The sequence below is a fragment of the Micromonospora sp. NPDC002717 genome, assembly GCF_040295705.1.
GTDB lineage: Bacteria > Actinomycetota > Actinomycetes > Mycobacteriales > Micromonosporaceae > Micromonospora.
Genome location: NZ_JBEOVW010000007.1, coordinates 245,188 through 264,957, shown reverse-complemented (window position 1 = coordinate 264,957; position 19,770 = coordinate 245,188). Strand labels below are relative to the sequence as shown.

Below are 19,770 nucleotides of genomic sequence, written 5' to 3'. Positions count from 1 at the left end.
ACGTCGCGTCGCCCGCGATACGGTAGCGTCCGGTTACTACTACGACTTGTCGTGACCGCCGTGGGGTGTCCGCCTCCCGGTGGGCTGACGGGAGGTGCCGGATGGCCGACGACGCGGAGATCACCGCGTGGGCGCTGGCCGCCGGCCGCGGTGACCGGGACGCCGCCGCCCGGTTCGTCCGGGCGACGCAGCAGCAGGTCCGACGCTTTCTCGCCGCGCTGGTCTCCCCCGCGGAGGCGGACGACCTCGCGCAGGAGACCTTCCTGCGAGCCGTGCGGTCGTTGCGATCGTTCGCCGGCCGGTCGTCGGCGCGGACGTGGCTGCTCGCGATCGCCCGCAGGGTCGCCGTCGACCACATCCGGACCGCCACGTCCCGTCCGCGGACCGTGCCACTGACCGACGGGCATGACACCGCTGACGCGTCGCGGAGCGCGTTCGACCGGCAGGTGGTGCTGGAGCAGCTGATCACGGCGCTGCCGGCGGACCGGCGCGAGGCGTTCGTGGCCACCCAGGTGCTCGGCCTGTCCTACGCCGAGGCGGCGGAGGTCTGCGGTTGCCCCGTCGGCACGATCCGCTCCCGGGTGGCCCGGGCCCGAGAGGACCTCGTGGCCGCCGTGGGCGGCGGCGGCCGGGCGGCGGCCTCGCGGCCGGGCGAGAACGCGGCCGGCTGAGCGGGCCGCACCCCGGTTGAGCAGGGCCGCAGCGGCGGCCGGCGAAAATCGTCGGGAACCGGCGGCGGCATCGGAGCGACTACCTGTGCATGGGGTGTGAGCAGTGGCGTGAGGTGCTGTCGGCGCAGCTGGACGGGGAGGAGTCCCCTGCCGAGCGGACGGCGGCTGAGGCGCACCTGGCCGGGTGCGGCGGCTGCCGGACGTGGTTCGACCAGGCCGCGGCGGTGACCCGGCGGGCGCGGCTGTCGGTCATGGTCGCCGGTGACGACTTCACGGACGTCGTCCTCGACACGCTGCCCGAGGTGCCACCGCGCCGGCGGCGGGGGCGGGCCGTGCTCAGTTTGCGGGGGCGGGCCGTGGTCAGCCTGCGGGCGGTGCTGGGGCTGATCGGGGCGCTGCAGCTGGTTTTGGGCCTGGCGCAGATCGGGCGGGGCGTCGCCGGCCCACACGTGCATCTGGCAGCCGACGGGCTGGCGGCGGGGCATCTGTGGCACGAGTCGGCGGCCTGGAACGTCGCGGTCGGTGCCGGGTTCCTCTTCGTCGCGGCCCGGCGCACTCCCCCGACGGGGCTGGTGCCGATGTTGAGCGCGTTCGTCGGCACGCTGGTGCTGCTTTCGGTCAACGACCTGGCGACGGGGCGGGTGGACACCACCCGGCTGGTCAGCCACGGTTTCCTGCTCGTGGGTTACGCGCTCGTCGTCGTGCTGTCCCGTCCTGGTCTGCGCCCCGACGGTCCGGTGCGGCGCAACCGCACCGACGAGCCTCGTTGGCACCTGCCCGTCGAGGAGCAGCCCGAATCGCCGGGGCTACGGCTGCTGCCGCCCCACCCCGGTTCCGCGCGTATCCCCGACCGGCGGGCCGCCTGATCAATTTCGGACACAGATCGGTTTTGGGCCGGAACTTTCCCGGCCACCCGACCGACCAACCGGACGTCGCGTCACCGATCGAAGGGACCTGCCCGATGCCCCGCACCATGCTCGCCGGCTCGCGTCGCCGCCCGGCCGCACTCCTCGCCTGCGTCGCCCTCCTGCTCGGCGGGACGGTCGGCTGCGGCTCGTCCGACGGCTCGTCGGCCGCCGCGCCCAGCCCGTCACCGTCGGCCACGGCGAGCGCGGCGGGTGTGCTCGGCGTCCGCGACCCGTGGGTCAAGGCAGCCGACACGGGAATGACCGCGGCGTTCGGCAGCCTGGTCAACGACGGCGACACCGACGTCACGATCACCGGCGCCGCCACCGACGTGTCGCCGATGGAACTGCACGAGATGGCCATGCGGGACGGCCAGATGGTCATGCGGGCCAAGCAGGGCGGCATCGTGGTCAAGGCCGGGACCACGCACGTGCTGGAGCCCGGTGGCGACCACCTGATGCTGATGGACCTCAAACGGCCGGTGCGGGCCGGCGACCAGGTGAGCTTCACGCTGACCTTCGCCGACGGCCGGACCCAGACGTTCACCGCCGTGGCCAAGCCGTTCACCGGTGCGCAGGAGAGCTATGCCCCCGGCCACGGCGAACCCGCGCCGGGCACGAGCGGCAAGCCCGCGACGACCGCCGGCCCGGCGTCGTGACCGGAGTGCCCACCGCCCGCCCGGTGAGCAGGCGCGGCCTGCTCACCGGCGGCGCCCTGGCCGCCGGGGGCACCCTGGCCGGCGCCGCCGCCGTCGCCGCCACCCGTTCCGACCCGGCGAAACGGCCCGTCGAGGCGCTGCCCGTGGCCGAGGTCGGTGCGGCGGTCGAGCCGTTCCACGGGCCCCGGCAGGCCGGGGTAGCCACCGAGCCGCAGGCACACGCGTCGTTCGTGGCGTTCACCCTGAGGCCCGGCACCGACCGGGCAGCGCTGGGCCGGATGCTGCGGCTGCTCACCGACGACGCGGCCCGCCTCACCCAGGGGCGGCCCGCGCTGGCCGACACCGAGCCGGAACTCGGGCTGCTGCCCGCCCGGCTGACCGTCACCTTCGGCTTCGGCCCCGGCCTCTACGCCGCCGCCGGCCTGGCGGACCGGCGGCCGGCGTCGGTGGCCGCCCTGCCCTCGTTCCGCGTCGACCGGCTCCAGCCCCGCTGGTCGGGCGGGGACCTGCTGCTGCAGATCTGCGCCGACGACCCGGTCACCGTCGCCCACGCCCAACGGGTCCTGGTCAAGGACAGCCGGCCGTTCGCCGCCGTCCGATGGGTGCAGCAGGGCTTCCGACGCGGCGCCGGCGTCGAACCCGGCGGGCGTACCCAGCGCAACCTCTTCGGCCAACTCGACGGCACCGCCAACCCGGGGCCGGGTGGGCCGCTGGAGACCGCAGTGTGGGTGCCCGACGGGCCGGCGTGGCTACGCGACAGCAGCACCCTGGTCGTCCGCCGGATCAGCATGAACCTGGAGACCTGGGACCTGCTCGGCCGCGCCGACCGGGAACTCGCCGTCGGCCGCCGCCTCGACACCGGCGCCCCGTTGACCGGCGCCGCCGAACACGACGTGCCCGACTTCGCCGCCACCGGCCCCGACGGGCTCGCCGTCATCCCCGACTTCTCCCACCTGACCCGCGCCCACGTCGGCGAGGACCGGCTGAAGATCCTCCGTCGCCCCTACAACTACGACGGGGTACCCGCCGCCGACGGCACCGCCGACAGCGGATTGATCTTCGCCTCCTACCAGGCCGACATCGCCCGCCAGTTCCTCCCCATCCAACGGCGCCTCGCCGAACGGGACCTGCTCAACGAGTGGACCACCCCGATCGGCTCCGCCGTCTTCGCCGTCCCGCCCGGCTGCCCCGACGGCGGCTGGATCGGCCAACAACTGCTCGGCTGACCACCACCCCACCAGGAGAAGCACCAGATGCCCACCCGATTCCGCCGCCCGACCGCAGCCGGTCTCGTCACCGCCGCGCTGGCCGCCGCCGCGCTGCTGCTCGTGCCGGCCGCCCCCGCCGCCGCGCACAACACGCTGCAGTCCGCCAGCCCCGCCAAGGAGGCCCGGCTGACCACGGCGCCGACCCAGGTCAGGCTGACGTTCATGCAGAAGCTCGATCCGGCCTTCACCACCATCGCGCTGACCGACGCCGCCCAGGCGAAGGTCGCCACCGGCGAGCCCGTCGTCAGCGGAACGACGGGGACGGTGACGATCGACCGACCGCTGGCCAACGGCACCTACACCGTCGCCTACCGGGTCGTCTCCGCCGACGGGCACCCCGTGCAGGGCTCGTACCGGTTCACCGTCGCGGACCCCTCCGCGACCGCCAGCCCGCAGGCGACCGCAGCGAGCAGCGCCCCGCCGGCCGCCGGCCCGTCCACCCCGTCGGCCGGCCCCGCCGCCTCCGCGAGCGACTCCGGCGAGGGGCCGGGCACCGCGATGCTGGTGGTGGCCGCCGGGGTCCTGGCCGCCGTCATCGGCGGCGCCGCCATGGTGTGGCGTCGTCGCCGCGCCGGCGCCTGACGCACGCCCAGCCGACCGGAAGGTCGACGCCCATCGGCGGCCCCACCGGGCAGCCCCACCGGGCGACCACCGCCCTCACCACCAGCAAGGGAACCGACGTGTCAGACACCATCTCCCACCCGGCCCACCCGGCCCCCGTCCCGGACGCCGGGCGCGCGGCGGCGGCTGCCGGCCCCACCCCGGGGGCGACCGCCCGCGGGGTACGGCCGGCGGCCAGCGGTCGCGGCGGGTGGCTCGTGCCGGTGGCGGCCGTGGCGTCGGCGGTGGCCGTACTCCTGCTCGGCCTGCGTGCCGGCGGTGCGCTCACCGCCGCGATCCCCGGTCTGCCCGATCCCGGGCCGGTCACGGCGTGGGCGCTGCCCGTGGTCCGGCTGCTCGCCGACGGCCTCGCCACCCTGACGGTGGGGATGGTGGTGACGGCCGCGTTCCTGCTGCCCGGCGACGGTCCGAGCGTGTCCCCGCACGGCTGGCTGCTGCTGCGCCGCGCCGGCGCGGCGGCCGCGGGCTGGGCCGTGGCCGCGTGCACACTGATCGTGCTGACGGTCTCGGACCTGCTCGGCGTCCCCGTGGACGGGCTCAGCCTCGCCACCGTGGTCAGCTTCGCCTCCTCGATCTCCCAGGGCCAGGCGTTGCTGCTGCAGGCGGGGCTCGCCCTGACGGCGGCGGTGCTGGCCCGGGCGGGGGTGTCGCGCGGGCTCGCCGCCGCGGTGGCGCTGGTCGCCCTGGTCGCGGTGCTGCCGCCGGCGTTCACCGGACACGCCGCCGGGGCGGGCAACCACCAGGTCGCGGTGACCAGCCTCGCACTGCACGTGCTGGCCGCCGCGCTGTGGGTCGGCGGGCTGGCGGCGCTGCTGATGATCCGTCGCAGCCGGCAGCTCGCCGACACCGCCGGCCGGTACAGCCGCCTCGCCCTGGGCTGCTTCGCGGCCGTCGCGGTGAGCGGGGTGGCCAACGCCGCCGTGCGCCTCGGCTCCGTGGCGGAGCTGTGGCAGTCCCGCTACGGCTGGTTGGTCCTCGGCAAGCTCGCCGCGCTGGCGATCCTGGGTGTGCTCGGCGCCCTGCACCGGTCACGGGCCCTGCCGGCCCTGCGCGCGGGCCGCCCGGGCGCGTTCGGTCGGCTGGCCGCCGGCGAACTGGTCGTGTTCGCTGCCACCGTCGGGCTGTCGGTGGCGTTGTCCCGCAGCCCCGCACCGGTGTCCGGGGACCCGCTCGACGCCGATCCGATCACCGAACTGCTCGGCTTTCCGATGCCCGCCGCGCCGACCCCGGCACTCCTGGTGGGCCAGCCGCTGCCGGACATGTTCTTCCTGACCCTCACCGTCGCCGGGGTCGGCGGCTACCTGGCCGGCGTGTGGCGGCTGCACCGGGCCGGGCACCGCTGGCCGGTCACCCGCACCGTGAGCTGGTTGGCCGGCATGCTGCTGCTGGCCGCGATCACCGACCTGGGCGTGGCCCGCTACGCGTACGTGCTGTTCAGCGCCCACATGGTGCAGCACATGGTGCTGTCGATGCTGGTGCCGATCCTGCTCGTCGGCGGCGCCCCGGTCACCCTCGCCCTCCGCGCCCTGCGCCGGCCCACGGACCCGCAGGTCCGCGGCGCCCGGGAGTGGCTGCTGATGGCGCTGCACAGCCGGCCGGCGAAGCTGCTCACCCATCCCGTGGTCGCGTTGGGCATCTACGCCGGCAGCCTCTTCGGCCTGTACTTCAGCGACCTGCTGGGCATGCTGATGCGGTCCCACGTCGGCCACCTGGCCATGCTCATCCACTACGTGGCCGCCGGGTACCTGCTGTTCTGGGTGCTCATCGGGATCGACCCCGGCCGGCCGAGGCTCGCCCCTCCCCTGCTGGTGATCCTCCACCTGGCCGCGATGATGGCCCACGGCTTCTTCGGCCTCGTTCTGATGCAGAGCACCACCCTCATCGCTCCGGACTGGTACTCCGCCGTCCACCCCGCGTGGGCGTCCTCCCTGCTCGACGACCAGAAGCTGGGCGCGGGGATCGCCTGGGCCTTCGGGGAGATACCGGCCGCGTTCGTCATGATCGTGCTGGTGCGTCAGTGGATCCGCGCCGACCGGCGCGAGCAGGGCCGCCTCGACCGGGCGGCCGACCGGGCCGAGGCCACCGGCGAGGAGGACGACCTCGCCCGGTACAACGCCTTCCTCGCCGCCGCCCGGCACGCCGACGCCGGCCCGCAGGACGGCCGCGACCCCGCGCGGCCATAGCCGGGCAGGCGGCCGGGAGGCGCGGCGGCTGACCCCGGCGGCACCGCCACCCGCCTGGCGGGGCGGCCCGGAGGCCCGTTCGAGCCCTGGCACGGCCGTCCTGCCCGCCCACGCATGCCAGGCGGGGCAGTGTCATTGCGATACCGGAATTGTCCGTCAAGCAATTCAGGACACCGCCAATGTGCGGGCGACGCGACACGGGCCTGCGCCGAAATACCGTCGGCCCGTGACCGTAATTGGCACACGTGTGTTTCAGCAGGGTGTCGGCTGAGGCGGACAACGACCACGCCGCATACGGGAGGTCGGCTGCCGCGACGCCCGAGCCGTCCGCGCGCGTCCCGCAACGACCGGTGGGCTCGCCACGGCAGCCCGTACGCAGGTGTCGCGGGCGCCCTCACCCGGTCGCCGGCCGGAGCGCCCATGTCCGAAAGATCGGTCAACGCACCACGAAAGGTCTCGCTGCTTCCGTTCGCGCCGTGAAATCACCCATTTATTGATGCCAAAACGTAACCACCTTTGACCGAAGCGGGATGACACCCTGCCAGGGTCACTAACCGATTGATTGGCGTCGTATAGTAAATGTCCCGGAACGGGTGGGGAGCCGGAAGGGGTGGGGCATGAGGGGGATCCCGGCCGTGTCCTTGGTCATCGGAATCGCTTCCTCGCCGGCCGAACGCCGGCAGCTCGCGCGACTGCTCGGTGGGACGGAGGCGTTTCTGATCGTCTCGAGCGTCGACCAGGCACGGGAGTTCCTCGACGTGGTGGAGACCCCGCCGTCCGGGGCAGGGTTCCCAGCCGTCCGGACCGTGGTCACCGCGACCACCGGCGGCACCACTGCGCCACCACCCGACCTCAGCGTCGATTCCGACCGACGGGTGCTGCGCTGGCGGGACCGCGAGATCGAGCTGACCCGCCTGGAGCACGATCTCCTGCTGTGCCTGGTGGGCGCGCCCGGGCAGGTCTGGACGTACGAGCGGCTGCACCTCGAGGTCTGGGGCAACGAGCACCTCGGCCGCGGCTCCGACATGCATTCGGTCGTGCGGAGGGTGCGGCGCAAGCTGGCCGGGCTGAACGCCTCGGCGACGATCCACGCCGTCCGCGGGGTCGGCTTCCGCCTCGCCCCGGCCTGACCACGATCCGCCGCCGCCGAGCGAGCCCAAGGCGCTGCCGGGCGGCGCCACACATCGGTCGCAGGCCTCGGACGCGCGCTCCTGGGTCTTCGGACGCGCACCGCTCGCCGCCCTCGAAACTGATCCGGCCCGCCTGGTCGATGACCAGGCGGGCCGGACTGTCAGCTAGCGGTCAGCTGTCAACAACGGGTGGGGGACAGTGCGAAGTCCTCCACCGTCGGGGTGACGGCGTTGATCGTCGTCTGACGGGTCTGGGGCTTCCAGCCGTCCTTGGCGACGATCAACGTCAGCGGGTTGTTCCGACGGTCCATCCAGTAGGCGTACTTGCCCTGGGCGTCGGTGGCGAAGGTCCACGACTGCGCCCACGAGTCGACCTGGACGACGGCACCGGCAAGCGGCGAGCTGGCACCCTGGCAGCTCGTCCCGGTGACCGTACCCATCAGCTTGCCCCAGGTCTTCGGCTGCTGCGCGTTCATGGTCACCGCCACCGGGTCGACCGTGTACGGGGTGTTCTCCTTGATGGCGACCGAACCCGAGTAGGTGCCCGGCTGGTCGACGTTCGCCGTCATCCCGACGGTGACCGTGACCTGCTCGCCCGGCGCCAGCGTGACCGCCGTCTTGTCGATCGTCATCCAGCTGACGTCGGCGCCGCCCTCGGCGCACTCCTCGAAGCCGGGCAGCGCCTCGCTGTCGGGCGTGGCGTTGAAGCTGCCGGAGGAGCCGCCAACCTTGTAGAAGCCGCATGCCGCGGCACCGCGGTACCGCGGCGTGTTGGCGTTCGGCAGGGTGGACCACGAGTCGGTGGCCGGGTCGTAGGCGAAGCCGGCGTTCGTGATCGCCCCGCCCTGCACACCGCCGACGACCAGGAGCTTGCCGCTGGCGACAGCGAACGAGCTGGCCCAGCTGTCGACCGGCGCGTCGGCGATCGCGGTCCAGGTGTTGGCCCCCGGATCGAAGGCGTAGCTGGACTTCAGCACGGCGGAGCCGTCGTTTCCACCGGTGCAGTAGACGACGCCGTCGATCCCGCCGCAGGAGGCGAAGGCCACCGACTTCGGGTAGTCGGGCAGCGTCTCCCAGCTGTCGCTGCCCGGGTCGTACCGGACCACGTCGTTCGACATCGGGGTGCAGGCCGAGCTGGTGCAGCCACCGACGGCGTACAGCTTGCCGCCGACGACCGCCTGCCCGGCTGCGGAGCGTGGCGCGGGGTTGTCGGCCTTCTCCGTCCAGGTGTTGGCCGCCGGGTCGTACGACCAGGTGGTGCCGTCCGGGCCGGACGCCGCCCAACCGCCGGTCGCGATGATCTTCCCGTCCACGACGCCCACGGTCATGGCGTTACGGGCGCCGGGAAGGTCGGCGATCGGCGTCCAGGTCTGCGCGATCGGGTCGTAGACGAAGTTCTTCGTCGTGGACGCCGACCCGTTGGTGCCGGCAATCGAGTACACCTTGCCGTCCAGGTTCACCACCCGGTTGTCCATCACGTTCGCCGGGTAGTCGGCGATGTCGGTCCAGGGCGCGGCCTGCGGGCCGACCGCGGCGGACGCCGCCGTCGCCGACTTGCCGGTCGCCGCCGCGGCGAACGACGTCGGGGTGGTGAGCCGCTGCTCCGGCGCGCCGGTGGAGCCGAGCACCTGCTGCTTGCTCACCCGGGAGCCGTCGGCGCGCAGGAGGGTGAACCCGCCGTCACGCTCGCTGAACTCCACGTCGACCGGGGCCCCGCCGGTGTTGGTCACCGTGAACGGCTTGCTGACCTTGCCGGTGGGCATTCGGATCGTTCCGCTCACCGCAGCCGGCTGGACCGACAGGCGGCCGGCCGCCAGCTGGAAGTCCGCCGCAGTCGCCGCGTCCGCCTGGACGTCGACCTGCTTGCTCTGGCTGACGTAGTTGCCGGCCTTCGCGGTGAACTTGTGGTTGCCCGTCAGCGAGGAGAACAGCCAGTAGAAGCCGTCGGCCAGCCCGGCGTCGTCCGGGGTCGCCACGGTGGTGGCCTTCTCCGCCGGCCGGTCGTCGCTGGTGACGGTGGCACCGTTGACGTAGCCGTCGGTGTTCTTGTCACGGACGTGGCCGAGCACCAGGCCACCGTTGGTCGGCTGGCAGACGACCTGGCTGCCGATCAGGACGTTGTCGACCTCCCACCACCACTCGTACGAGGCGTCGTAGTAGTGGAACCGGACCCGGGTCTGCGCCTGGCCGGCGGCCTGCGGGATCGGGATCTCGGTCACCCGCGGCCCACGGACGTCCGCCGCCTGCCGGAGCACGTTCGTCCACGTGGTGCCACCGTCGATGCTGAGGTCGACGTCGGCGCGGTCGCTGCCCAGCCAGTTGTAGTCCTGGTTGAACCGGATCACCGGGGCCGCGACGTCGGTCAGATTGACGACCGGGCTGACGAGGGACGTGTCCTGCCGCCCACCGGAGCCGTACTCGTCGCTGTCGACGATCGCGAAGTTGCCGGTGCCGCCGGTCAGGTTGCGACGGCCGCCCTCGTCGGTGAACTTCCAGACCTGACCGGTGTTCGCGTGGTCCACCACGGACCAGCCGGCCGGCACGCCGGTGCCGTCGAACGTCTCGTACACGCCGTCGGAGCCGAACCGGTAGCCGGGCGCCGTGGTGCAGGTGTTGGTGTTCACCGGAACCGCGATGTTGGCGGTGACGTTGCCGCCGCCGACCACGACCTCCTTGGTGACGGTCTGGTAGCCCGGGTACTGCGCCTCGACCTTCAGCCGGTAGGTGGCCGAGGCCGGAAGCTGGATGCTGTAGTGGCCGTTGACGGGCGTGGTGTAGTCGGACACACCCGACGGACCCTCGACGGTCACCTTGGCGTAGAGCGGCCAGCCGTGCCCGGAGCCGTCGGTGACCGAGCCGCTGACGGTGACGCTGGGAACCGCCGTCAACGCGACGTTGATCGTCGTGGTCGCGTCCTTGTTGACCGTCGCCGGCGTCGTCTTGCCCTCGTAGCCGAACGCCGTCACGGCGACCTGGTAGTCACCGGCCGGGAGCAGCGACGAGTACGTCCCGTTGGCAGCGGTGGTCAGCTCGCGGTCCGCCGCGCCCGTCAGGGTCACCGTGGCGCCCGCGATCGGGGCGCCGGTGGTCGCGTCCGTGACCGTGCCGGCCAGGGTGCCGGTGTCGCCGATCGGGGCCGCGTTGAGCAGCGCGAGCGCGTCCAGCCGGCCCTCGCCGTACACGTTGTTGTCGTCGGTGGTGCCACCGCACTGGGTGTCGGCCTTGTCGACCGCCGCGTTGTCCAGCAGCGCGCGGGTCGGGTTGACCTCGCCGACCAACGCCGGTGCCGCGGACCACAACAGCGCGATCGCGCCCGCGAGGTGCGGGGCGGCCATCGAGGTGCCGTTGAAGCTGGCGTAGCTGCTGCCCGGAACGCTCGACCGGACGTTCACGCCGGGCGCCGCGATGTTGGGCTTGATCTCGCCGTTCTGGCCGACGCCACGCGACGAGAAACCGGCGATGTTGTTGTTGATGTCGTAGGCGCCGGCCGAGTAGTTGCTGACCAGGCTGCCCGGGGAGCCGCTGGTCTGGCACGCCGAGCCGTTGTTGCCGTTGGACCAGACACCGAAGATGCCCGACGCGGTCCAGGCCAGCGTCACGTCCTCCATGAACGGTTCGTTGGAGGGGCTCGTGGTCCCCCACGAGTTGTTGATGATGTTCGGCCGCTTGCTGACGTCCGGGTTCTGGCCGTTGAGGTCGGTCGGCTCGAGCATCCACTGGCCGGAGTTGACCAGCGCGGCGTCGCTGGGGCAGCAGCCGTTCGCGGCGATCCACTTGACCTCGGGTGCCACACCGATCTGGTTCGCGCCCGCGGAGCCGGCCATCGTGCCCATGGTGTGGGTCCCGTGGCCGTTGCTGTCGCAGGGCGCCGCGGCGCAGGTCCCGGCGGCGTTGTACCAGTTGTAGTTGTGGTTGAACGTGCCGTCGCCGTTGTTGCCGCGGTAGGAGTTCACCAGCGCCGGGTGGTCGAACTGGACCCCCGTGTCGATGTTCGCCACCGTGATGCCGGCGCCCTTGACGCCGTACTGGGACCAGACGTCGTCGGCGTTGATGTTGGCGATGCCCCACTCGAGGGCGTTGACGGTCTTCTCGTCGGTGCCCTTGGTGACCTCGGGCACCTGGTAGGCGACCGGGGCGTACAGGCCCTCGACCTCCGCGTGGGAGGCGATGCTCTGCGCCATCGCCAGCGAGCCGCCGCTGACCTTGATCGCGTTGGTCGCCCAGAAGGTCTCGTACTTCGCGCCCGCGCCGTCGAGCTCGGCACGGATCTTGGTCTGGCTCTCGGCGGCGGTCTTCTTCAACGCCGCCACGACCGCGGCGCCGCGCTTGTCCCAGTCCTTGATCGCTGCGGCCTGGTTCAGGTCCGCCCTGTCCTTGAAGCGGATCCAGAAATCCCCTTCGGTCTTGCCCTGGAGCTGCTTGCTGAGCTCCGGCCGGATCTTGCCGTCTGCGGAGGCTGCTCCTGTCCCGGTCAGCGCGGCCTGTGCGCCTGAACCGAATGCGGCCAGGCCTGTCGCGGCGAGGACCAAGGCCGCGCCGGCACTCACCAGGGATCTGGCTGTGCGTCTCGTGGATGGACGTCTGAACATAGGTGGCGCCTCCTCCAGAACGACCCAGAGTGGAACGAGCCACGGTGGAGGGTGCAGGGCACGCGTCTCCCCGAGTGGACGAAGCGGAACGCACCCTTCCATGGCCCCCAGGCAACCGCGCGGGTCACGCCGGCTGCCCGTCTGGACACTATGATCGACATGAAAGGACGATCAAGAACTTGCCGTAAGCAATCTGTCACTAACAGTTGGGCCAACCGTCGGGAAGTTTGCCAATTTTTGTCACGATCATGACGAAGCTGGGCAGAAACTTGCCCATCGTTTCGGGGTGGGTGCTGTGGGGGCACACGACGAAAGCACGGTGCCGGACGGGCGCGATCCGGCCGAGGAACAATTTCCGCTGGTGATCGCGGTGACACCGTCGCCGGCCGAGCGGATCCGACTCGCGGAGCGCCTCGAGGGCGTCGCGCCGCTGCTGCTGGTCTCCGATCTCGACGAGCTGCGCAGGCTGATCGCGGCCCCGCAGCGGCTCCCCCCGACGTCGTCCGGGCCGGCCCCTGCCGCCACGCCCGAGGCCGCCGACGGCACACTGCTGATCGACTCGGCCCGGTCCACCGCTCGCTGCCGGGATCGCGAGGTCGGCCTGACGCGACTTGAGCACGACCTGCTGATCAGCCTGACCACCGAGCCGATCCGGGTGTGGAGCTACGCCGAGTTGCACCGGACGGTCTGGCGTGACGAGGGGCTGCAGCGCAGGGCCGACGTACAGTCGCTGGTCAAGCGGCTGCGACGCAAGCTCGCCGGGCTCGGCACCGGCGTGACCATCGACGCGGTACGCGGCGTCGGGTTCCGGCTGACCGACCACCAGCAGCCTCGGGTCAGCGGTTCCTGATGCCTGCCTGACTTGGGCAGCCCGCATCGTGGTCCATCACCTGCCGCCCGGCGCGAGGTGAGGTAAGGCCGGGAAGGGCCCCCGGCCCCGCCCTAGCGGTCCGGACTGTCGGCGGCGGCCATGACGCGCAGCGCGTTGGGGTCCAGGCCGATCCGGATCGGGGTCTCGCCGTACGGCTCCCCGTCCACCTCCACGGGCGCCGGCCGGTCGGTCTCCAGCCAGAGTTCGCGTACGGCGAGGAACGGCTCGTCGACGAGGGTGCGGCGATGGCCGGTGGCCGCGTTGCGCGCCGTGTCCCGCAGCAGTCCGCGGCGGGTCGGGCCACCCACCGGGTACGCGACCAACAGCCGGTCGTCGGCGTCCGCGTCCGCGGTGATGGGCCGCCCCGCGTGGAAGCCGCCGTTCGCGACGTACAGCTGGTGGGTGAGGAACTCGTGCCGCCGCCCCTCGGCGCGCACGGCGGCGCGCAACGGCCGGTGCCGGGTCAGCAGCGCCAGGGCGGTCATCGGGTACGCGATCCGGCCGATGACCCGCTTGAGCCGGGGCGGCGTCCTGAGCATCACGTCGGCGGAGAGGCCGATGCCGATGTGGTTGGTGAACCGCATGCTGCCCACGAGTCCGAGGTCGACGTCGATCACCTTGCCGTCGGTGAGGACCGCGACCGCCGCGTCGAGGTCGAGCGGGATGCCCACCGTACGCGCGAAGTTGTTGGTGGTGCCCAGCGGCAGCAGGCCGAGCGCGATGTCGCGGTGGGCGAGCAGCCGCGCCGCGGTGCCGATCGTGCCGTCGCCACCGCCGGCGACCAGGAGGTCCGGCCCGAGGTCGGCGGCGGCGGCGAGGCTCTGCTCGAGCTCGGCGGGCCGGTCGACCGGGTACGTGCCGAGCAGGGTGAAGCCGGCCGCGACCAGCCGCGACCGGGTCTCCTCGTAGAGCTGGCGGCCCCGCCGGGAGTGGGCGTTGACGACGAGCGCCGCCCGCCGCTCCCGCCGGATGGCCTCGCTCAGCTCCTGCTTCGTCCGCATAGGGCCCGACCCTAGCGCCGGACGGACGGCGCACGACGCACGCCCGCCGGGTGTTCGGGTCGGCGGTGCCGTTGGCCACCCGGTTGATGGTGTGCGCCACCGACGGAGATTCGGGCCGGTGATCAGCGAGACGGGCACAGGGTGACCGGTGGGCCGAACCGGACCGGCACGCCGGGGGAATACAGAGCGCTGGCCGGCGGTCCGGTCGGCGCCGGCAGCCCGGCGGCGGTGACCAGTTCGTCGTCCAGGTGCAGCAGCTCGGCGCGGTGCAGCGGCCAGCGGGGATGCCAGTTCGGCAGGTGCCGCGTGCGACCGTACGCCCGGGTGTGCAACCCCCATCGGGCGGTGACGAAGTGCTCCAGCGGGGTCGGCTCGGCGATCGCCCCGCCCACCCGGACCACCATCCGGCTCGCCGCGCCGCGCGGGCCGGGCCAGCGACGCCGGCACCGGTAGGTGCGGCGGTCGCCTTCCCGGTCCAGCCGCATCGCCGACCACATGTACGGCAGCCGCAGGGTCGCCCGGGCAGCCAGCACCATGAGCAGCCGGGACGCGTCGAGCGAGCGGAACACCACCGCCCGCCGGCCGGTGCCGTCGACCGAGTAGAGCCGGACGTTGGTCTCCCAGAAGCTGCCGAGGTACGGCACCCCCGGCCCGCAGCCGAGGCCCAGCCCCACCATGCGGAAGCCGATCAGGCCGACATAGCTGAGCCCGTCGAGGGTGTCCGGACGCGTCCCGGTGGGCAGCAGCGGCGCGACGAGTTCCGGAGCCACGGCCCAGTGCAGGAAGGTGAGGTCCTCCCAGCGCTGCCGCAGGATCGCACGCGGGAACGCCTGCTCGGGCGCGCACTCGACCGGCTCGATGTCCACGTGCCCATCCTGCCCGGTGTCACCGGGTGACGCTCCCCTGCCGGGCGTAACGCCTCCGCTCCCGGCCGTCGCTGGGGCCCGGCACCACGTCGCGGCGACGGCGTTGCAACCGCTGCCGGGAGACCACGCGTGTACCCCACTGTGGAAGATCTTGCGAAGCTGTCCGGGCCGCCGCCGTGGGCGGGTGGCCGCCGGTGCCGCCGTGGATGTCAGCGTGGTCCGGGCCATCTGATGTGCGGGTCGTGCCAGGCCGGCCGCGGGGAGTCCGAGGGTCGGCTCGGGCCCGCGCGTCCCGCTAACGGAGCGTCGATGATCCGTGCCGTGCCATCGCGACCGACCGTCACCCGCCGCGCCCTGTTGGGCATGGTGGCGCTCTCGCCACTGGCCGGATGCGCGGACGGAGAGCCGCCCGCTGCCTCCTCCTCCGCTGCCGCGCCCTCCGGCCCCTCGTCCGCCACGCCCGCCGCCCCCACCGCCGCGGCGGAGGTCCGTCACGAACGCCTGGTCGAGCTGGAACGGAAGTTCGACGTACGCCTGGGGGTGTATGCCCTGGCCACCGGCACCGGCGTCACCGTCGCCCACCGGGCGGACGAACGGTTCGCGTTCTGCTCGACGTTCAAGGGACTGGCGGCAGCAGCGGTGTTGGCGCACAACCCGCTGTCGCATCTCGACACGGTCGTCAGGTACACCGAAGGCGACCTCATGAAGAGCGCCGTCATCACCAGGAAGCACGTCGCCACCGGGATGACGATCCGGCAACTCTGTGACGCCGCCGTCCGCTACAGCGACGGCACGGCCGGCAACCTCCTGCTCCGCGACCTCGGCGGGCCGGCTCGACTGACGGCGTACGCGCGTGGCCTCGGCGACACGGTCACGCGGATGGACCGGTTCGAGCCCAAGATCGTGTCGGCCGTCCCGGGAGACCCGCGCGACACCACGTCTCCCCGGGCGATCGGCACCGACTACCAGCGGATCGTCCTGGGTGACGCGCTGGCGGCCGACAAGCGCGCCTTTCTCCGGGACCTGCTGGAACGCAACGCCACCGGCGCCGGCGCCCGACGCGTCCGGGCTGGCGTACCGAAGGGTTGGACCGTGGCCGACAAGACCGGGACCGGCGACTACGGCACGGTCAACGACATCGCCGTCGTGTGGCCCCCGGGCGCCGCGCCACTGGTCGTTTCGATCATGTCCAGCAAGGCCACCCGGGACGCCGGGTACGACCAGGCCGTCATCGCCGAGGCGGCCGCGTACGCGGTGGCCACCCTCACCTGAGCGGTGCGTCGCCGCCGGCTGACGCCGATCGTGACCACCACGGTGGCACCAACGTCAGCGCCGCGCGCCCGCGCCCGCCGCCACCTTGTGACCAAGGTTTGAATGATGGTTCAATTCTTGCGTGGTCTACCGGAGCACCGACCGTGTGAAAGCTCGGCTGAGCGCGTCCCGGGACCGGATCATCGTCGCCGCCCTGGAGATCATGGCCGGGCACGGGTACGCCGGCTGTTCGGTCGCCGCCGTCGCCGAGCGGGCCGGCATGGCGACCGGCAGCGTCTACCGCCACTTCCCCACCAAGGCCGACCTCTTCGCCGAGGTGTTCCGCACCGCCTCCCAGCGGGAGGTGGACGCGGTCGCGCGCGCGGCAGCACTGGAGTCCACGGTCGCCGCGCAGGTCTCCGCCGTCATCGAGACGTTCTCCGGCCGCGCGCTGCAGTCCCCGCGGCTGGCGTACGCCCTGCTCGTCGAGCCGGTCGACCCGGCGGTCGACGCCGAACGGCTCGTCTTCCGCCGGGCGTACGCCGAACTGATCGCCGGCTACGTCGCGGCCGGCGTGGCCAGCGGTGAGCTGCCCCCGCAGGACCCGGAGCTGACCGCGACCGCGCTCGTCGGCGCCCTGGCCGAAGCGATGGTCGGCCCGCTGGCCGCCGGGGTCGCCGGCCCGAGCACCATCCCCAGCCTGATCACGTTCATCCACCGTGCGATTGGAGTATCGCCGTGACGACGCACGAGGTCCTCAACCAGGTCCCCCCGCTGGCCGGCTACGACGCGGCGGACGACCCGGCGCTGCTCGACGGGCTCGCCCGGGAGGGTGCCGGGTGGGCCACCGCGGAGCTGCACGATCTCGGCCGGATCGGCGGCGCCGAGCAGGCGATCGAGTACGGGCGGCTGGCGAACGAACACCCACCGGTCCTGCGCACCCACGACCGCTACGGCCACCGGATCGACGAGGTGGAGTTCCACCCGGCCTGGCACGAGCTGATGCGCACCGCGGTCACGCACGGGCTGCACGCCGCGCCGTGGGCGGACGACCGGCCCGGCGCACACGTGGCCCGGGCCGCCAAGTTCTACACCTGGCGCCCCGACGCCGGGCACGGCTGCCCCGTCTCCATGACGTACGCGGCGGTGCCGGCGTTGCGGCACGACCCGGAGCTGGCCGCACGGTACGAGCCGCTGCTCACCGCCACGACGTACGACTTCGGGCTGCGCGCGCCGCTGGGCAAGCGGGGGCTGCTGGCCGGCATGTCGATGACGGAGAAGCAGGGCGGCTCGGACGTACGCGCCAACGCCACCACCGCCCGCCCGGAGCCGGACGGCACCTACCGGCTCCTCGGGCACAAGTGGTTCACCTCGGCGCCGATGTGCGACGTCTTCCTCACCCTCGCCCAGGCGCCGGGCGGGCTCACCTGCTTCCTCGTGCCGCGCGTCCTCCCGGACGGCACGCGCAACCCGATGCGGCTGATGCGCCTGAAGGACAAGCTCGGCAACCGGTCCAACGCCTCGGCGGAGGTCGAGTACGAGCACGCGGTGGCCTGGCGCGTCGGTGACGAGGGCCGCGGCGTGCGCACCATCATCGACATGGTCAACCTGACCCGCCTCGACTGCGTCATCGGCGCGGCGGCCGGGATGCGCCAGGGCGTGCTCACCGCCGTCCACCACGCCACCCACCGGCAGGCCTTCGGCCGGTACCTCGTCGACCAGCCGCTGATGCGCAACGTCCTCGCCGACCTCGCGGTCGAGTCCGAGGCCGCCACCGTCCTGATGATGCGGCTCGCCGGGGCGACCGACCGTTCCGCGCGCGGTGACGCCGACGAGACCGCGTTCAAGCGGCTCGCCCTCGCCGTCGGCAAGTACTGGGTCTGCAAACGCTGGCCGGCGCACGTCGCCGAGGCCCTGGAATGCCTGGGCGGCAACGGCTACGTCGAGGAGTCCGGCATGCCGCGGCTGTTCCGCGAGTCGCCCCTGAACTCGATCTGGGAGGGCTCCGGCAACGTCGCCGCGCTGGACGTCCTGCGCGCCCTCGCCAAGGCACCACAGGTCATGGAGGTGTTCCAGGCCGAGGTGACCGCCGCCGCCGGCGCCGACCCGCGGCTCGACGCCGCCGTACGACAGGTGCGGGCCGACCTGGCCGACCACGGCGACCTCGAACTGCGGGCCCGCCGCGTCGTCGAACGGCTGGCACTGGTCCTACAGGGCTCGCTGTTGGTGCGGCACGGCCACCCCGCCGTCGCCGACGCCTTCTGCGCCTCGCGCCTCGGCGGGGACCACGGCCACGCGTTCGGCACCCTGCCGCCCGGGGTCGACTTCGCCACGATCATCTCCCGCGCCGTGCCGAAGGTGGGCTGAGGCCGTCGCGGCACTTCCCACGATCCGGATCCGGCGCGTCACAGCGATTCGACGACCTCCGACTCCTGAGGAATGCCCCGGTCGACCACGACCGGCGGCCCGCCGGGTCGGCGCCACGCCCGATAGTCCCGGAAGGACATGGGGATGCCACGCGCGGCGAACGGATCCGCGGAGTCCATGACCTGGATGTGCAGGTGCGGCTGCGTGGAGTTGCCCGAGTTGCCGCAGTCGGCCAACTCCCGGCCGGCCGCGACGGGCTCGCCCTCGCCCACCCGAATCGAACCGGCGCGCAGGTGGGCGAGCACGACGTACGCACGACGGCCCTCCAGCTCGAGGATCACGTGGTTGCCGGCGAGCGCGCCGGCGCCGCCCCGCGCCCGGGACGCCTGGGTCAGGGCGTAGGGCACCCGCGCGAGCGGTGACCGGCGCGCCACGTGGTCCGCCTCGCCGTCGTGGACCGACACCACCCTGCCGGCGGCGGGCGCGAGGATGGGCTGACCGAACGCGAAGAACCGCTCCACCGGCTCCGTGGCCAACAGCGAGCGCCAGTCCCGCGTGGTCGCCGTGCGCCGGCCCCGCACCGCGACGAAGTCCATGGCGTACGTCGTGGCGAACAGGTGGGTGCCGTGGCTCGGCACGCGCCGGGCCGGGCTGTTGCGCGCGAGCCACGTGCCGCGGATCGGTAGCGTGAGCACGACCTGGTCGAGAGTGGCAATCGCGAACCTCCCGTGTCACCAGCTCGTCCCCGCCACGAACTCTACCGATGGGCCGCCGTCAACGACGTGAGCCGGGCGTGCCGGCCCCGTCTCCCAGGCGGGGCAGGTCGGTCAACCAGCGGTCCAGGGCTGCCGGCGAGCGGAACAGCAGCACCGGCGGCCCGGTCGGGTCGGTGTGCCAGGCCCGCATCCGCCGCCGGGCCCGGCCGAACGCGGTGAGGTGCCACACCAGGATCGAGTCCCGGGACAGCACGCTGCCCAGCGACTCGCGGTTGCCGTTGCAGATCGCCTCCCCCGTCCGCAACCGGCGAACGGTGCGACGCAGCAGGCGCCCGAAGGAGCACCAGCGCGGGTAGTCCAGGCCGACGACCAGGTCGGCGCGGGCCAGCACCACGTCCCGCCACCCGTGGTACGCGCCGTCGAGGATCCATCGGTCACGTCGGCAGATCGCCTCGATCCGGCTGCGCTGCTGCGCGACCGGCACCTCGACCCAGCCGGGCTCCCAGAGCAGGTCGTCGACGGGGTACCACGGCAGCCCCAGGTGCCGGGCCAGCCGCGCCGCCAGGGTGGACTTGCCGGCGCCGTACACGGCGTAGATGAGGATGCGCGACGGAGCGCTCATCGCGGCAGCGTACGCCGGTGGCGCCACACCGCCCGGTCCACCGTGTCCCA

Annotated in this window: 16 protein-coding genes; 11 read left to right on the top strand and 5 right to left on the bottom strand. The window is 73.0% G+C overall.

Features of this window, described 5'->3' with window-relative positions:
* The first annotated feature begins 101 nt into the window (after positions 1-101).
* The 7 genes from ABT006_RS13640 to ABT006_RS13610 all read left to right on the top strand — a co-directional run bounded on the left by ABT006_RS13640 (position 102) and on the right by ABT006_RS13610 (position 7,437).
* On the top strand, positions 102-671 hold the full coding sequence (locus tag ABT006_RS13640) for a sigma-70 family RNA polymerase sigma factor (RefSeq protein WP_350706109.1): 570 nt from the start codon (positions 102-104) through the stop codon (positions 669-671).
* Positions 672-760: 89 nt separating this feature from the next.
* A complete protein-coding gene (locus tag ABT006_RS13635) occupies positions 761-1,537 on the top strand; it encodes a zf-HC2 domain-containing protein (RefSeq protein WP_350706107.1) in 777 nt (258 codons plus the stop codon).
* 95 nt (positions 1,538-1,632) lie between these two features.
* On the top strand, positions 1,633-2,235 hold the full coding sequence (locus ABT006_RS13630; RefSeq protein ID WP_350706105.1) for a copper chaperone PCu(A)C: 603 nt from the start codon (positions 1,633-1,635) through the stop codon (positions 2,233-2,235).
* 23 nt (positions 2,236-2,258) lie between these two features.
* Complete coding sequence (locus ABT006_RS13625) at positions 2,259-3,461, top strand: Dyp-type peroxidase (RefSeq protein WP_466022920.1); 1,203 nt, start codon at positions 2,259-2,261, stop codon at positions 3,459-3,461.
* A gap of 27 nt (positions 3,462-3,488) precedes the next feature.
* Positions 3,489-4,085, top strand: a complete 597-nt coding sequence (locus ABT006_RS13620) for a copper resistance CopC family protein (protein ID WP_350706101.1) — start codon at positions 3,489-3,491, stop codon at positions 4,083-4,085.
* Positions 4,086-4,321: 236 nt separating this feature from the next.
* A complete protein-coding gene (locus ABT006_RS13615; RefSeq protein WP_350706193.1) occupies positions 4,322-6,307 on the top strand; it encodes a bifunctional copper resistance protein CopD/cytochrome c oxidase assembly protein in 1,986 nt (661 codons plus the stop codon).
* Between the two features lie 635 nt (positions 6,308-6,942).
* Positions 6,943-7,437 (top strand): winged helix-turn-helix domain-containing protein, encoded by a 495-nt coding sequence (locus ABT006_RS13610; protein WP_350706099.1) that lies wholly within the window; start codon positions 6,943-6,945, stop codon positions 7,435-7,437.
* Between the two features lie 179 nt (positions 7,438-7,616).
* Here the strand turns inward: ABT006_RS13610 and ABT006_RS13605 are convergent, their stop codons facing one another.
* The gene (locus ABT006_RS13605) at positions 7,617-11,984 is read right to left on the bottom strand and encodes a S8 family serine peptidase (protein WP_350706097.1); all 4,368 of its coding nucleotides are present in this window, start codon (positions 11,982-11,984) and stop codon (positions 7,617-7,619) included.
* A 328-nt stretch (positions 11,985-12,312) separates the two neighbouring features.
* Between ABT006_RS13605 and ABT006_RS13600 the strand changes: the two genes are divergently transcribed.
* Complete coding sequence (locus ABT006_RS13600) at positions 12,313-12,876, top strand: winged helix-turn-helix domain-containing protein (RefSeq protein WP_350706095.1); 564 nt, start codon at positions 12,313-12,315, stop codon at positions 12,874-12,876.
* A gap of 92 nt (positions 12,877-12,968) precedes the next feature.
* Here the strand turns inward: ABT006_RS13600 and ABT006_RS13595 are convergent, their stop codons facing one another.
* Positions 12,969-13,898, bottom strand: a complete 930-nt coding sequence (locus ABT006_RS13595; protein ID WP_350706093.1) for a diacylglycerol/lipid kinase family protein — start codon at positions 13,896-13,898, stop codon at positions 12,969-12,971.
* Positions 13,899-14,020: 122 nt separating this feature from the next.
* On the bottom strand, positions 14,021-14,764 hold the full coding sequence (locus ABT006_RS13590; RefSeq protein WP_350706092.1) for a YqjF family protein: 744 nt from the start codon (positions 14,762-14,764) through the stop codon (positions 14,021-14,023).
* 363 nt (positions 14,765-15,127) lie between these two features.
* On the opposite strand from ABT006_RS13590, the gene bla reads away from it, so the two are divergent.
* The 3 genes from bla to ABT006_RS13575 all read left to right on the top strand — a co-directional run bounded on the left by bla (position 15,128) and on the right by ABT006_RS13575 (position 18,382).
* Positions 15,128-16,036 carry a class A beta-lactamase gene (gene bla, locus ABT006_RS13585; protein ID WP_502890944.1) on the top strand — a complete coding sequence of 303 codons (909 nt, stop codon included), beginning with the start codon at positions 15,128-15,130 and terminating at the stop codon, positions 16,034-16,036.
* 145 nt (positions 16,037-16,181) lie between these two features.
* Entirely contained in the window at positions 16,182-16,757 is a 576-nt protein-coding gene (locus ABT006_RS13580; RefSeq protein WP_350706088.1) for a TetR/AcrR family transcriptional regulator, read from the top strand.
* Positions 16,754-18,382 carry an isovaleryl-CoA dehydrogenase gene (locus tag ABT006_RS13575; RefSeq protein WP_350706086.1) on the top strand — a complete coding sequence of 543 codons (1,629 nt, stop codon included), beginning with the start codon at positions 16,754-16,756 and terminating at the stop codon, positions 18,380-18,382. Before ABT006_RS13580 ends, ABT006_RS13575 begins: the two co-directional genes overlap by 4 nt.
* 38 nt (positions 18,383-18,420) lie before the next feature.
* Here ABT006_RS13575 and ABT006_RS13570 read toward each other — a convergent pair whose 3' ends face one another.
* Positions 18,421-19,077, bottom strand: coding sequence for a M23 family metallopeptidase (locus tag ABT006_RS13570; protein ID WP_350706085.1), 657 nt, complete (start codon positions 19,075-19,077; stop codon positions 18,421-18,423).
* 79 nt (positions 19,078-19,156) lie between these two features.
* On the bottom strand, positions 19,157-19,720 hold the full coding sequence (locus ABT006_RS13565; RefSeq protein WP_350706083.1) for a P-loop NTPase family protein: 564 nt from the start codon (positions 19,718-19,720) through the stop codon (positions 19,157-19,159).
* Positions 19,721-19,770: the final 50 nt, after the last annotated feature.

What these genes read in the sequence shown, in the direction of transcription:
- ABT006_RS13640 (WP_350706109.1), top strand. Translation starts at nt 102, where the DNA reads ATGGCCGACGACGCGGAGATCACCGCGTGGGCGCTGGCCGCCGGCCGC.
- ABT006_RS13635 (WP_350706107.1), top strand. Translation starts at nt 761, where the DNA reads ATGGGGTGTGAGCAGTGGCGTGAGGTGCTGTCGGCGCAGCTGGACGGG.
- ABT006_RS13630 (WP_350706105.1), top strand. Translation starts at nt 1,633, where the DNA reads ATGCCCCGCACCATGCTCGCCGGCTCGCGTCGCCGCCCGGCCGCACTC.
- ABT006_RS13620 (WP_350706101.1), top strand. Translation starts at nt 3,489, where the DNA reads ATGCCCACCCGATTCCGCCGCCCGACCGCAGCCGGTCTCGTCACCGCC.
- ABT006_RS13595 (WP_350706093.1), bottom strand. Translation starts at nt 13,898, where the DNA reads ATGCGGACGAAGCAGGAGCTGAGCGAGGCCATCCGGCGGGAGCGGCGG.
- bla (WP_502890944.1), top strand. Translation starts at nt 15,128, where the DNA reads ATGGTGGCGCTCTCGCCACTGGCCGGATGCGCGGACGGAGAGCCGCCC.
- ABT006_RS13565 (WP_350706083.1), bottom strand. Translation starts at nt 19,720, where the DNA reads ATGAGCGCTCCGTCGCGCATCCTCATCTACGCCGTGTACGGCGCCGGC.